Annotated in this window: 10 protein-coding genes; 6 read left to right on the top strand and 4 right to left on the bottom strand. The window is 61.2% G+C overall.

What is annotated here, in order from left to right; all coding sequences use genetic code 11:
* Together OVA26_RS17335 and OVA26_RS17330 are read left to right on the top strand one after the other, a co-directional pair.
* Positions 1–1,818, top strand: a 1,818-nt coding sequence (locus OVA26_RS17335) for an NACHT domain-containing protein (protein WP_268105242.1), incomplete at its 5' end; no start/stop codon positions are given.
* 1,432 nt (positions 1,819–3,250) lie between these two features.
* Complete coding sequence (locus OVA26_RS17330) at positions 3,251–3,424, top strand: hypothetical protein (protein ID WP_268105241.1); 174 nt, start codon at positions 3,251–3,253, stop codon at positions 3,422–3,424.
* Positions 3,425–3,618: 194 nt separating this feature from the next.
* Here the strand turns inward: OVA26_RS17330 and OVA26_RS17325 are convergent, their stop codons facing one another.
* Entirely contained in the window at positions 3,619–4,533 is a 915-nt protein-coding gene (locus OVA26_RS17325; protein ID WP_268105240.1) for a hypothetical protein, read from the bottom strand.
* A 166-nt stretch (positions 4,534–4,699) separates the two neighbouring features.
* Complete coding sequence (locus tag OVA26_RS17320; protein WP_268105239.1) at positions 4,700–6,070, bottom strand: Fic family protein; 1,371 nt, start codon at positions 6,068–6,070, stop codon at positions 4,700–4,702.
* Between the two features lie 183 nt (positions 6,071–6,253).
* On the opposite strand from OVA26_RS17320, the gene OVA26_RS17315 reads away from it, so the two are divergent.
* The 4 genes from OVA26_RS17315 to OVA26_RS17300 all read left to right on the top strand — a co-directional run bounded on the left by OVA26_RS17315 (position 6,254) and on the right by OVA26_RS17300 (position 10,597).
* A complete protein-coding gene (locus OVA26_RS17315; RefSeq protein ID WP_268105238.1) occupies positions 6,254–6,547 on the top strand; it encodes a hypothetical protein in 294 nt (97 codons plus the stop codon).
* A 145-nt stretch (positions 6,548–6,692) separates the two neighbouring features.
* Positions 6,693–6,911: a hypothetical protein gene (locus OVA26_RS17310; RefSeq protein ID WP_268105237.1), complete on the top strand. Its 219-nt coding sequence runs from the start codon at positions 6,693–6,695 to the stop codon at positions 6,909–6,911.
* A gap of 588 nt (positions 6,912–7,499) precedes the next feature.
* The gene (locus tag OVA26_RS17305; RefSeq protein WP_268105236.1) at positions 7,500–9,506 is read left to right on the top strand and encodes an HsdM family class I SAM-dependent methyltransferase; all 2,007 of its coding nucleotides are present in this window, start codon (positions 7,500–7,502) and stop codon (positions 9,504–9,506) included.
* A 29-nt stretch (positions 9,507–9,535) separates the two neighbouring features.
* A complete protein-coding gene (locus OVA26_RS17300) occupies positions 9,536–10,597 on the top strand; it encodes a restriction endonuclease subunit S (protein WP_268105252.1) in 1,062 nt (353 codons plus the stop codon).
* 216 nt (positions 10,598–10,813) lie between these two features.
* Here OVA26_RS17300 and OVA26_RS17295 read toward each other — a convergent pair whose 3' ends face one another.
* Positions 10,814–12,151: a hypothetical protein gene (locus OVA26_RS17295; RefSeq protein WP_268105235.1), complete on the bottom strand. Its 1,338-nt coding sequence runs from the start codon at positions 12,149–12,151 to the stop codon at positions 10,814–10,816.
* Between the two features lie 900 nt (positions 12,152–13,051).
* Positions 13,052–14,035 (bottom strand): aldo/keto reductase, encoded by a 984-nt coding sequence (locus OVA26_RS17290; protein WP_268105251.1) that lies wholly within the window; start codon positions 14,033–14,035, stop codon positions 13,052–13,054.
* Positions 14,036–14,052: the final 17 nt, after the last annotated feature.

Raw genomic sequence — 14,052 nt, 5'->3', positions numbered from 1 at the left:
CGTGTCGGATACGCGGAAGCTCAGCTAGACCCGCGATCGTTTCATCCCCTCGAACTAGGCAGCCACACGGCGGCGGACGTCGAGGATTACGCGGCAAAATGGTTCAATCTGAACGCGTCCGAGCTGCAAATGGATGAAGGCGTCACCGTCGAGGACGTCGTCGATGCTTTCCTGCGCGAATCGGCCTCTATTTCCGATCTACGCAGCAACCCTCTTCTGTTGGCCCTCTTATGCATCATCTACCGAGGGCAGAACTACCTGCCGAGGAACAGAATTGGGATCTACGAGAAGTGCACCGAACTTCTGTTCACCACATGGGATAGAAGCCGAGGCCTTAAATACGACTTCACTTTCGACTCGTACCTCGACGACGCCCTCAAGCACCTGGCCCTATGGATGTTCGTTAATTCCGACCAAGATGCCGGCGTGACGGAGACGGAGTTGGTGGCCGAAATCGCCGCCTTCTTCGAAGCGGAAGCGTACGAGACAACCGAGAAGGCGACCGCCGCCGCGAAGTCTTTCATTGGGTTCTGCCGCGGTCGGGCCTGGGTGCTCGCCGAGGCCGGCCTGACGCCGGACGGAGTACCGCTCTTCACGTTTGCCCACCGAACCTTCATGGAATACTACGCGGCCGCCCAGCTCAATCGGAAGTATCCGGAGCCTGAAAAGTTGGCAATGCAGCTTGTCACGCGAGTTTCCAAGAATGAGTGGGACACAGTTGGCCAACTCGCAATCCAAATCATGAATAGGTCGGTCATCAAGGGAGCAGAGCGGGCCATCGCAAAGATGATTTCGTTCTCACATGCTGATGGCAGAACATTCAGCTATCGCGCAAACACTCTTTTCTTCGTAGGGCGATGCCTCACCGACCTCCCACCAGCGCCGGGCCTCTTGCGTCTAGCTTTCCCTCGCTTCACTGCATTGACAGAGAGCTATTACGCGACGCCTTCCTTCGGGGTCTCAACAGTTGAATTGGAAGGCGCGATTGGTTCCCTTTATCGTCAGGACGCAAGCGGAGAGGCTATCCTCCTCTCGGAACTGAGCGCCTACATAGTGGAGGCCCTCGACTCCGGGGTTCGTCGGCGTTTTTGGTCAGCCCTTTTTGTCGCCAGATGCTGTCTCGATCGGCAAAACCTCTCTCCGGACGAACGAACTTTGTTCGAGGACTCTTTTATCAAACCCTGGCTCAATCGGGAGCCCCGGGAATATGAGACGTTGAAGGCTGCATACTTCATGGGGATTCTGTCGCTGAGCGATATCTTTGAGATGTCGGCGTCTGTTGGTGATCGTCTGCTGGATCCGTGGTTGCATAACACCGTGGTCAGCGATGCTGTGCCTCACAACTTTTACTATTCGATGATTTTTCCGATGATTAGCTTCAGTAGTTTGTGGCCAGATTCAGCGGTTGAGAACTACGACGCACGGTCTGCGCGCTGGTTTGGGACGCTTTGCAGCGAAATTGGAATCGCCCTTCGCAACTCCTCGTCGGGGGCTGTTGCATCTAGTGGGCTCGTTGACACAGATTCCGCCCGCCTTAATTTGTCGCATCCGCGAGGCGCCAGGAGCCAAATCTCAGCGAACCGCCGGGTGGCTGCTCTCGTAGCGGCTTGTGTGTTGACGGAGGAGTTCGAGCGGGAGTCGGGAGAGCTTCAAGAAGAGCCTTTTGGGAACACTGCGATAGACGAAGCGCTCAGGGCGCGGGCCACCGGTGCGTGGGAAGATTCCGGGTACTTCGCGTCCATCGATAGCGGCTGGCCGATCCGCCGACGCCTTCAGGACTGGGCTGCACGTATGGATCGTTTTACTGAAGCCGCTTGACTGACCGATATGACGCCGAGCTCAGAGCGCACAGAGGCGATCTTTGAGGCGGAGGCATTGTCCCTGGCGCGCGCAACGACGTCACGTGGCATATCAACGTCAGCGCGCCGGCAGGCCCGACCTGATGAACCGTGGGAGTCCCCGACGTGCTGGTCTCAATGTTCGAGAACATCTCGGTTTTGAATATGACGCTTGGCTTGCGTACCTCGCTCAGAAGACAGTCTGCATCGAGCGAAACAGGGCAAGCCGATAGTAGATATTATGTCAGTTTGCAGGGTTCGCCGTCGGTCTTGAAGGGTCTGTGCCCAGCGTCATTGCACATGTCATTCGTCTCATCGAACGTGTCAACCTCCGGAATCGGAGACATGGCGACCATTCGTTTCACGGGAGATGTCAGCCGGGTAGGCCGTTCACTTACTGCCTATCCGAGCGGTTCGCCACGCCGCCGTTCACTTACTGCCTATCCGAGCGGTTCGCCACGCCGAGAATCGCTGATTAGACGGCAAATCTGCCCGAATCGACGTCGGGCGGTATTGGATTCGCGGGTGGCCTTGATTCTCCGCTTGCGCTTCGGGATGCTTCTGCCATCGCGGGTGACGCGAGATGAAGTAATTCGACGTGGAGCTCATAAGCAACCTCCTGCCCGAAGCGCGCTTCGTTTGCAGGGGCCACGGACAGCAAGGAACGCTGAACGTCGGCGTTGCGGAATTCGGGGCGCTGGCGTCGGAGGATCTCCGTCCAATCTCAACCATCCCCGCCTGGGTAGGAAAACAATCCTACGAAGGGCGCTGGTGGTTCTCGACTACTGCGAGCCATGTCCCGTTCGCCTCCGCCTGGGAACGCGATGTGCTGACCTTGTTCGACTACCTCGGCGATGCCATCGGAGTCGCACGAGATCCAACTTTCGTCATCCCTGCGCGACAGTGCCGCACTCCCCCTCTGCGGCCCTGGCTGCTTGTCGAAACTGAGATTGGCGCGCGCCTTCTACTTCTCCCTCGTGCGGACTCGACCAAATCGGCCGAGCTCACCCTCACCGTGAGACTCTTTGACGGGCGTGGCACCTCGGCACGGTCGGACCTTGAGGAAGCGGCTGCCCGTGTTCCACTAATCGTGCCTGAGTCAGTGACGGCAGACCGTGGCAAGGTGTTCGTCGGCAAGTGTCCACTGTCGCGTGCGAACGGCTCGAGATCTCGCAGACTCGAGCCGACCCGGGTCAGACGACCGACAAGCCGCACGTCGAGGGAGGGTTTAAGCGGATACGCGAAGGCTTCGTCCGATACCTCGCAGGGTACTCCGGCGGCAATGTGCTCGACCGCGGGCAAGATCCGCGTGCGGAGGCGTTGTGGACGCTCGGCGAGGTGCAGCTGTTGCTCGACTTGTGGGTCATCCCGCAGTGGCAGACGCGCCGCAGTCTGGGCTTCGAGTTCCTGGCATGCCTCGTCACTCCCTCTCCCCCAATCAGATGTATGTGGCGCTGTCGGGCACAGTGCCGCAGGTGCCGATGAAACTGACTCGCGACGACTACATTGCACTCCCCCTCGCATGGCGCTCGGTTCAGCCGTACGGAGTTAAATTCGCGGGCCTCGTCTACGATGCTGAAGAGTGACACCCCATGCGCGGCAGGAAGTCCGGCATCGGTGGCGAAGCACGAGGACGTTGGGAAGTTCGACACGACCCCTACAACCTGCGGCAAGTGTGCGTGCGCGCTCAGATGCGCGGCGGGTGGATAACGGCGAGTTGGTCTCTTGCTCCCCGGGTCACGCAGCCGTGGCCGCGATAGACGTCCCCGCGATGGGAGCGCTACTGATCCGTATTCGGCGTCGGCGGGATCTCACCGCCGAAAAACGCGCTGAAATGGTCTGACCCTACGCTGAGCGGCACCTCCGTGCCGCTTGCGTACTCGTCTGAGGAGAACATCCGCACACCGATAGAGCCGTCCCAGAACGCGAGCTCCTTCGGATGGACGATAGGTAGCGCTCCGAAGTCCGCCTCTGTCGGGTGCGGCCACAATCTTAGGGCGCGACCGGAATCGACTTGGGCGTGACTGATTGGCCATCCCGGGTGCCAGACGATCGTTGCGTTAACGCCAGAGAACCCGAACGACCGACTCATGAAGTCCAGGTCTTCACCCTCCACGGCCACTCGCGGCAAGACGATCTTCTGCTTGACGTCCGGCTCGGCGGCTTCGCCGCGAAGAGAACGTCGTGTGATGAAGACTGAGAAGCCGTCAGGCGGGGGACTCCCCGCGCGTAGCCAATCCAGCCATTCTGATCGGACGAAGTCGAGTCCGCTCACTTCAGGATCACGCTGAAGCCCGGGGTGGTCATGGTCGGCCGCCGGATGCGCCGCAAGAATCCCGACCTTCAAGATCCAGCGGGCTAATGTGGCGCACTCGTCCGCCGTCAGCAGAAGTTCATCGCTCGAGTCGCGATGGTCCATCAATCGTCGTACGAGGGGCTTCGCCGGCTTTTCGATCGTCGTGTCGAGTACCGCGTTGCACTGTTCGCATGCTGGAACGTGTACGCCTTGCAGAGAATTGGTAGTGAGCGGGGTCACCTTGTCGCGCTTGGTGTAGGGCACGCCGGCCCGGGAAGTGGTGAAGGGACCCTGTCCATGGAAGTCCCCGATGAACCAATGTGGCCACACGTGTTCGCCAACCCCGACACTCGGCCTCGTGCAGAAAACACAGGTCTGGTTAGGGAAGCGGTTCGCCATACAGCAACCATATGACCAGCGACTCGCCGAACGTCGAGGGTTGGCCACACAAGTGACTTCGGCGTCCCGAGGTCAGCGGCAGCACCGCCGAGCGCGACATCCGATTCGAACCCTCGGCGGTCGATGGCGGGTCAGGCTCCGTGCGACCGTGGGTCAGTTCAGTTGGTCAGATCGGCCTTCGGGAAGAAGTGAGCGCCCCCGCGACGATGCGTGCCGCCTCGTGTGGACGAAACTCATCAGTATCGAAGCCTCGTCGCACGCAAACGGTTCGTGCCCGGGCCGGCAATAGATGGATCTCGTCTGGCACATGCTGGGACAGATCTGATTCGTCGAAGAACTGAGTATAGGGGTGAAGTGCCCCGTCGCTCCGGTCTCGTCGGGACAGAAAGATCGACGGGAAGTCGTCGCCATTCGCGGACAAGTCGACCCATTCATCAGATCGGTACCCAAACCAGAGAAGCCACTCCGATTCTCCGTTGACGAATGCCTTTGCATACCACCCGTTGCCATCCGCGTCTCGGTTGCTGAGTAGCGAAAACGCCGGAAGACTCAGCGTGCCTTGCACCTTCAAATCGCCCCCGGCGTAGCGCATCTCCGACGTCAGCTCGTCGGAAAATTGCTGAAGCGTGGCGCTCCAGAGTCCGAATCTCTGCTGATCGCTCGCGAGTAGTCGATCGTTAATGATGTCCTGAACGTACTGAGGTCGAGCCATGATCTTCGACTGCCGACGAATCGCCCGCTCAAAGAGCTCGTACAGCGGCAAGATGTCACCGTCGTCACTAGCTTGAAGCGCGGAGTAGTACTCTCCGCGGTCGTCCTGAGCGCGAAGAATCAGGGGCGGGTAGCCGCTCCGCGAGAGCTCAAGGTTGGCCAATATTCGAGCGAGGCGACCGTTCCCATCTTCAAACGGATGTATGTGAGCGAGCCATGCATGGATGACCGTGGATGCAAGCAACGGATCACCCTTGCTGTCTGCCCACCAATCGGCGAGTTCAAGCATCACTCGCGGGACCTCATGCGGAGCCGTTGTGCGATGATCTGGCCGCCCACTGATCTCGTTATCGAACTGCTTGTATGCCCCAGCGGTGCGGATGTCACCCAAGATCACGCGGTGCAGAGCACGAATCTCAGCTGCGCGCGGCACGTGTTCCTCAGCGAGCCAGGAGTCTGCGATCTCGTGGGCACGGTACAGACCGAGCACCTCGTACAGCTTCGGCTCCGCGATGACCGTCTCGGTCAGCGCGTGCTCGGGACCACCGATCAAGTCCGCGTGACGTCGGACCGTCTCCCTCACATCCTGTGGATCCCACTCGATACCTTCGATCCGATTACTCTCTGAGACGAGGTCCATTCGCGTTACAGCCAAGTACGGGCCGAGTATGGATTCTGCCTCGGACCGAATGCGCGTGTTTGTCGCTTGCGCTCGAGCGCGAGTGCTGTCGGCCCTTTCGCGCGCCTTTGCATAGCGCGTCTGAGATGTGTCGTCGCCATCGACGAGATATGGGCTTCCAGCCAGCAGGTGCTCCGCGCTTGTCATCCAGTGCATCGTCTCATCGATCTGCCTCTGACACCATCACTACTTAGAGGAGATCATGTGTCAAGGATCACGTGTCAAGCGCGTCCCTGAACACGGCGCACTCTGTGCGGCGAAATCACAATACAAACGTGCAGCCCGTCTGGTCGCGCCCGCAGGCCCGTCGCTTCACGCGACACTTGTCGAATGCTGTACCGACTCATCAACGACTACTCGGCTGATTGGCCCTTCTGGGGCGGCAAGGAGGGCGCGGGGCTGTGCGCCGATGACGACCCCGATCTTTCCGAGGAGATTGCGACCGCGGCCCGCGCCTGGGCCACCGTGACCGACGCGTCTGCGGCATCTACTGCAACCACCGATAGAAAGCCGGTGCACGTGGCGCGTGAGAGCGGAACGGGATCAGTGTCCCCCGCTTATGAATCGGCCAATGCAGCCAAAGGCACGAGTTCGTCAACACCGGTTCATCGGCGGGGCGTGTGACAAAGCCGGTTCGCTGCGCGATGTGGAACAAGACTGCCGTTCATCCACAATGAACGGTAATCGTGACGGCTGAATCGTGATTGCTCCGGCGAACGGCTCGCCGGTACCGTCAGTGCGCGGACGCTTTAGCAATTGGAGGAGCTGGGTGAAGGATAATGACGAAATTGCCTTCTGGCAGGCGCTGAGTGCGGAGTTTGAGGGCCGCGCACGCGCTGCGGGCACCCAGATGCAAACGTCGGCTGCACTGGCTGTCACGGCGGTCGCTGGCGGCTTGCTCGCGGCCGGCGCCAAGGCGTTACTGGCGCTGCCCTCGCCATCATTGTTGCCATCGTTGTGTGGTTACTCGCGCTCATCTGCAGCTTGAACTGGGCCGAGATGAAGGTCCTCGCGCGCCGGCGGGACCTTGCTAACGAGCGCATTGCGGAGCTCCTTCCGGCGGCGGAAAGAGCAGCGTTCGACCGCGTCCGCGAGACTGGTGCGAGGGTGGACCGATACACCGCAGTGTCCATCGGCACAGTCGTCATCTTGGGCGCGCTCAGTTTCGGCGCCGTGTTTATCTTGGGCGTCAGCCTGAGCGCGGGCCTGGGAGTTGCGGGCGACGTCCTGAGGGCAGCCCTTCCCACCCTCGCGATCCTGACCGTTGGGGCGGCTCTATGGTCCGCATGGGCCCGAGTGCGGTCTCTTTAGCCGCCACCGATCATGGGCCGCGCGACGCGAACAACCAGACTCTGCCTGAACCCGGCGCTAGGACGTCAAGAAACGCACCGCTAGCGTCGCCTCTCATCGGAGAGTCCGAGAAGAAGGCGTTCGTGTCGGAGTAGAGAACCGGCACGGTTGCGGGCTACCGCTGGCGGCATGGGGGTCGAGCCTGCGGGGTCCTGGCCCACTTCAAACAGGAGGCCCTCCCAACCCAATACATTTGAGGAGTGACCGCTACGAGAACACCAGCCCTGTGAGCAACGAGCGAAGCACTGACCAGTTCGTGCGTGACATGCTCCGCGAGATCGGGTATGACCGCCCGTGGGAACAGAGCTGCAGTGATGCGCCAACCTACATCTATGACGCCCTCGAGGGCGCCTCGAAGGGTGTTGGCGGTGGTCGAGGCAAGCCCGAATTCGTCATCGAGTCGGGCGAATTTATCGTCGTCATCGAGGACAAAGCAGCGATCGATCGGTCGCTGCTCCTCGTCGATGGTGTACTCGACATCACGTACCCGGCACGCAGCGACTATGCGCTCAACGGTGCAGTTCACTATGCGTGCCTCCTAGCCGACCGGACGGGCAAACGAGTCTTCGCAGTGGGGGTCGCCGGAAGCGAGACGCATCATGACGTCAGAGTCGCATTCGCTGAAAAAGGTCGCGACCCTTTGGTGTTGGCGAAGGTCGACACTCTCGTCGATCTCGCGGAGGACACGATCGCCGAGTACCACCGTGTTGCAGTGCTCGGAGAGCTACCGCGCGAAGTGCGCGAAGTTCGCGAGATCCGCAAAGTGGCCGCGGGTCTTCACGAAGACATGCGCAACTACGCGTCGCTTGAGGGCGAGCGAAAAGCGACGCTCGTCTCAGCCATCTTGCTTGCTCTGAAGTACCAGCCCAACCTAATCGCCGACCTCAAGGGTGAGCGCAAATCGGGTTTCACAGACGGAGAGAAGGTTTATAAGGCCGCGCGGGAGTACCTCGAGGGCGACGACACCGACTTCATGCCCAAGCAGAAAACCGGTGCGCTGCTAGATCAGTTCTCGTTCATTAAGTCGCACGTGCTGCTCAACCGAGTCAACAAGGACCTTGGCGGCATCACGCCCATGTGCCGGTTCGTCGAAGTACTGGACCGTGACGTGATCCATGCGGTGTCAGACCCCGGTCGCAGTTCCTTCGACGTGCTCGGAAGCTTCTACGGGGAGTTCGTCAAGTACGGCGGCTCGGACGGGAACTCCCTCGGCATCGTCCTCACGCCGCATCATGTCACGGAGCTCATGGCGGAGCTCGTGGATGTCGACGCGGACGACATCGTGATCGACCCGGCTGCTGGCACTGCTGCGTTCCTGATCGCAGCGATGAGCAGGATGTTCGATGACGCACAGGACCGGTTCAAGAACGATCCAGCAGCGCTTCGAACCCGCTTGGACGACATAAAAAGGAATCGCCTTCACGGCGTGGAACTTCAGGACAAGCTCTTCGCTATTGGAACAACGAACATGATTCTGCGTGGCGACGGGAAGGCTAATTTCCAGCGCCACAACTTTTTCGACCTCGACCTGCACGAGCTGCGGGGCGACCTATGGCTACCGGGTGAGAAAAGATGGGCCGAGGGCCACGGTTTCACTAAGGCTCTAATTAACCCGCCCTACTCGCAGGCAAAGACGAAGGAGACTCGCCATCTCTCCGAGCTCTCATTTATCGACAGAACTCTAAGTCTACTCAACCGCAAGGGACGTCTTGCCGCGATCGTGCCGCAGTCGGCCATGGTGGGCAAGACCAAAGAGGACAAGGCGCTCAAGGCGAGAATTCTCGCGCACCACACCCTCGACGCCGTTGTCACAATGAACCCTGACTCGTTCTACGGCGTTGGTGTGAACGTTGTGATCGCCCTCTTCACCGCCGGGGTTCCGCACCCCGATTCCAAGAAGACTGCGTTCGTTGATTTCAAGGACGATGGGTACAGAGTGCGGCAGCATGTCGGTTTGGTAGGCGACGGCAACGAGCGGGGTCGTCGCGCGCACCTTTTATCGGTTCTGAATGATGGCGAGCTCGCCGACACGTCATTCGTAGTGCGCTCCGAGGTCACTGCCGACGACGAGTGGCAGCACTCATACTTCTACTTCAACGATCAGCCCCCCGGATATGACGACTTCTTCAACACGGTCGCTGCTTACGTGACCTGGCAAGTCGACATGCACGCACACGGGCTGGGTGATCTGATCACGCCAGCCGGCCAGACGGAAGCCGAGCCGGCCGAGTGACCACATACGACCGACTCACCTTCACACCTATGTTGATCACGGACGTCGTTACGTCTATGAAGTCCTCTAGAGCTTGGTACGACAAGTCGAAGCTCGTCGATACGGGAGAGTCCGTCTTCCCTTTCGTCTCTAGGAGCCGGGCAAGTAACGGGGTGGATGGGTTCTGCTCCCGGCAGGAAAAGGATCCGGAGCCGGGAAATGCGCTGACAATCGGTCTTGATACGCAGACGATCGCGTACCAACCGGCCCCCTTCTACACCAGCCAAAACATCCAGGTGCTCCGCCACCCACGAATGACCGCGGCCTCGGGCCTGATGCTGGCGTCGATCCTCGAGCAACAGATGAGTAAGTTCAGTTGGGGCGGGAACGGGGCGACACTGGGGCGTCTGCGACGCACGCGCGTCATGGTCCCCTCCGTGAGCAGCGCCGACGACGACACTCTCGTGGATTGGGATGGGCTGGAACTGCTCGGCAAGGAGATTCTCGGCGACGTCATCGAGCATGCGAACACAGCTCCCCGCATCGCACCCCCAAAGGCTGACGACCTGCCCAAGCTCACGTTTGCGCCCACATACGTTCTCGATGTGCCAGGCCGCCAAGAAGGCCTCTTCCGCGCGCATAAAGGCCGGCGCCTGATCACCGAGCACCGCAAGCGAGGCCCGATGCCCTTCATCGCAGGCTCACGCATCAACAACAGCATTGTGGACTTCGCAGATGTACCCGCTCTGTTTCCTGGAGGATGGCTGACACTGATCTACAACGGTGACGGCGGAACCGGGCATGCCAAGTACCAGCCGATGCCTTTCAGCGCATCAGATGACGTGATCGTGCTCGAGCCCCTCGCCGCCGAAGCAACTGAAGATGCTCTGCTCATCCTGGTGACGCTGATTACGCACCAATGCGTGCCAAAGTTTGGATTCGGGTACAAGCTCACGTTGCACCGTCTTGGCCGGCAGAAAATTCTGCTTCCGGTCACGGTCGACGACGACGGCAAGCAAGTCGCCGATTGGGCGGGCATGTCCGAGTATGCCCGCGTACTGCGTGCTCGCTCGGAGCAGCCGCTATCGGAGGTGCTCAGGGCGCTCTCCTGAGCGTTCCTTTCTGGCGTCCGTGAGCGCTAGAGCAAGTCGCATGCTGAAGGCTCCCACTCCAAGCAGGTGAAACGGATGCGCAGCTACGCCACTCTCCGCCCATCTGATTGCACGCGGGAGACACACCGACGCCGCTCGCGCCGATAATCGGTCGTATGTCAGCTGCGATGACGACGTTCGGTGGATGCGACAGAGGGTGGGAAACTTCGCTGCTGTTTAGCGATCGGGTCCCCACGGGTTGAGTCCGCGCATAAATGGTTGCAGGTCAGTCGGACTCGGGTCGCGGACGGAGGGGACGATCGAGGTGGGCGAGGCGAGGGGGTTCAGCTCTTCGATGACTGAGCGCATGTCCTCGAGGTAGCTGAGGGCTGTCGCTCGTTCATCGTCCGGCAGTCCGGCGACGGCGGCAATGGCGCGCTCGAGGAACTGCCGGTACCCGTCGATGGCTGCGGCGTCTGCGGCGAGGGTGATGAAGTGCTCCCAGCGCTTGGTGCGCGTGAATTGGAGTCGCGCGTCGTCCCGGGCTGTTTCCCAGTCTCGTTGGCGCTGTTCTTTGTGGCGTTTGGCTGCGGCCTCGGTCGCGTTTGCTTGGAGGATTGCAGTATCGAGTGCGGCGAAAAGGTCGGAGAGACGGTCTTCGACGGTGGAGCGTTTGGCGTCTCGGATGATGTTGCCGTCGTAGGGGGTTCCTGGTCCGTTGAGGGTGAGTTCGAGACGTCCGGTGCTGACGAAGTGGGTTTGCCGGCGTGTCAGCCAGGTCGGTTGTCGACTGTCGTAGCGGGTGTTGTAGTCGATGACGGCACCGCCTTTGCCGGGGATCTCCCTGATGATGACGGTGTAGGTGCGGGCGGCTGTGACGAGGTGAAGGTGTGCGGGTTTCGTTGTGTCGCGGATCTTGTTGCGGGTTTGTGGTGTTGCGGGCGGCTCGGGCACGGTGAGTCCGCGGCGAACCGCTTCTGTGGCGATTGCTTGTAGAAGGCGAGCAGCCCGTGTCAGGTGATCCTTGCTGACATTGTGGTGGTCTTTGTCGTCCAGATACGCGCGCACAGCTGGGTGGTATTTGCCGATGTGCTCTGGCACGGCGACGTCTTGTTTTACGACGAGATCGCTGAGGTAGTCGACGTAGACGATCGCCCAGGTGGTGCTCCGCCATCCGCCTTGACGCTGCAGCACGAGACGCTGTCCGTGCGGTCGAGACGAGCTCTTCATGCTCTGTTTGATGAGTCGTTCGTAGTGTGCACGGTCGAACTCCTCCGGGAGGACGAGTGCTCCTTCTGCCTGTACGACTCCTGCGAGGAGGGCGTCCGCATCGGAGAGGTCGCTGTCGTCCGCGGCCATGACCGGCGCGCTCAGCCAAAGTTGGCCGTTCGTGGTCAGAGTGGCGCGCCAGGTCGGCCCGCGTCCGGCGATGCTGACAAGACCGCGCCGTTCAAGCGCTCGAGCGGTAATTCGGTGGTCGTACCCTTCGTCATAGACGCCGTCCGGTGTGCCGTTTCGCACCCACTCCAAGACAGCGATCTGTTTCGGAGTGAGGGATTGAGGGTCCTTAGGCACGCGAGGAGCGTAACGGGCCCCACCGCGTCACCAACACTCCCCCATTCATGGCGTCCCGCCTGCGGAATACCACTCAGAACGCTTGACGTGAACCCGCGAACGCCGTATCGTGTCAATCGTTAGCAAAGTGCGCCCAAAAACCCGGTCTGCGACCGGGTTTAGTTGTTTCACGCGCAAAGGCCGGCCCCATAAGGGACCGGCTTTTTTCATGCCCGCCGCCTCGTTGGCGGGCATGCGCCCCGACTTTGTGTCGGGCACTCCTCAGAGGAGGTGGCGAGATGGACCTCACGGTCTACATCTCGGTACCTGCGACGGTCACTGCGGTGACCCTCTTCGTTTGCAAGGCGCTGCCCCTGCTGTCCGATCGCGTAAACAAGCGCGCTCGACAGTTGGCGCGGGCCAAGCGGAAGTAGTCGCAGGAGCCGATTTTTCGCTCAAACGCCACTTCTTAAGGAGAGCTCTGTCCAAAATCAGCCATTTCGGCGGCGGCTCCCTCCTGCGTCTTGTCGGCGAGCCCGGTGAAGCGCATCACCTCGCGCACGCGGCGCGTGGAGACACACGGTGCACGAGACCAGGAATGTCTCGCCTCCCGCACCCAGCTCGAGCGGGCGCCGGCGCAACGCCAACTCACGTCAATCGGGGCTGTCGTTACCCCTGACGGAGGACACAGCTCGCTCACTCCCCCACTCGCCTGAGGCAGCTGATCTCGCGATTCCGCCAGCCGTGCAAAACCGATCGTTTCTGGCGGGACCGGAACCGTCGGCGCTTTAGAGGCGCCACAAACGATCACCGAAAACCCCTTACGGCAGGGATTTTCGGCGCATCGCTGCGAGGGGCGCGGTGTTGAATCCGACGCCGGCCCGCGAGACCTGTTCGGTGTCGCGGGCCTTCGCGTGCAGGTCAGCCGCGGTCGCGTGCCATTCCTGCTTCGGTGTTACGGGTGCCGACCGTGATGCCGTGCGGGGATGCGGCGTCGATGCGTTCGAGGTCGTTGGCGGTGAGTACGACGTCTGCGGCGGCGGCGTTCTCCTCGATGCGCGCGGCTTTGGCGGTGCCGGGGATCGGCACTGTGCCAGCCTGGATCAGCCACGCGAGCGCGAGCTGCGCCGTGGTGACGCCCTTTTCGTCGGCGATGACCTTGAGCGCTGCGACGACGCGGAGGTTCGCCTCGATGGCCTCGTCAGAGAACCGGGGGAGGTTGCGGCGGGCGTCGCCTTCAGGCAGGTCGTCTTTGCGGGTGACGGTTCCGGAGAGGAATCCGCGCCCGAGTGGGGAGAAGGGTACGAACCCGACGCCGAGCTCCGAGGCTGTGTCGAGGACGCCGTTGTGCTCGGTGTCGCGCTCGAAGAGGCTGTACTCGGACTGGATCGCTGTGATCGGGAACGTCGCATGCGCCCGACGAAGCGTCTCGGCCGAAGTCTCTGAGACGCCGATGTAGCGCACCTTGCCAGCAGCGACGGCTTCGCTCATCGCGCCGATGGTCTCCTCAATCGGCACTTTCGGGTCTGCACGGTGGAGGTACCAGAGGTCGACGTGGTCGGTACCGAGGTGCCCAAGGGACCGGTCGATCGCGCGGCGCGCGTGTTCTGGGGAGCCGTCGAGGCCCATGGGTTCGCCGTCGTCGGTGAAGTCCGTCGCGAACTTCGATGCAATGACCACACGCTCCCGGTCCGTGCCGAGGACGCGACCAAGGAGTCGCTCGTTCTCGAACGGCCCGTACGCCTCCGCTGTGTCGAACAGGGTGATCCCGAGGTCGAGCGCTCGACGGATGGCTTCGGTGGCGCCTGCTTCGGTGGCGCCGCCGTAGAAGGCGCTCATGCCCATGCATCCGACCCCGAGCACGGAAGTCTGAAGGCCTTGGGAGCCGAGAGGGATCTGCTGCATGTGGTGTCCTTTCCTCG

Source organism: Microbacterium sp. SL62, from assembly GCF_026672635.1.
In the GTDB taxonomy this organism is placed as follows: domain Bacteria; phylum Actinomycetota; class Actinomycetes; order Actinomycetales; family Microbacteriaceae; genus Microbacterium; species Microbacterium testaceum_A.
Note: the sequence above shows the minus strand (reverse complement) of the source record. Positions and strands in the feature narration are given on the sequence as shown.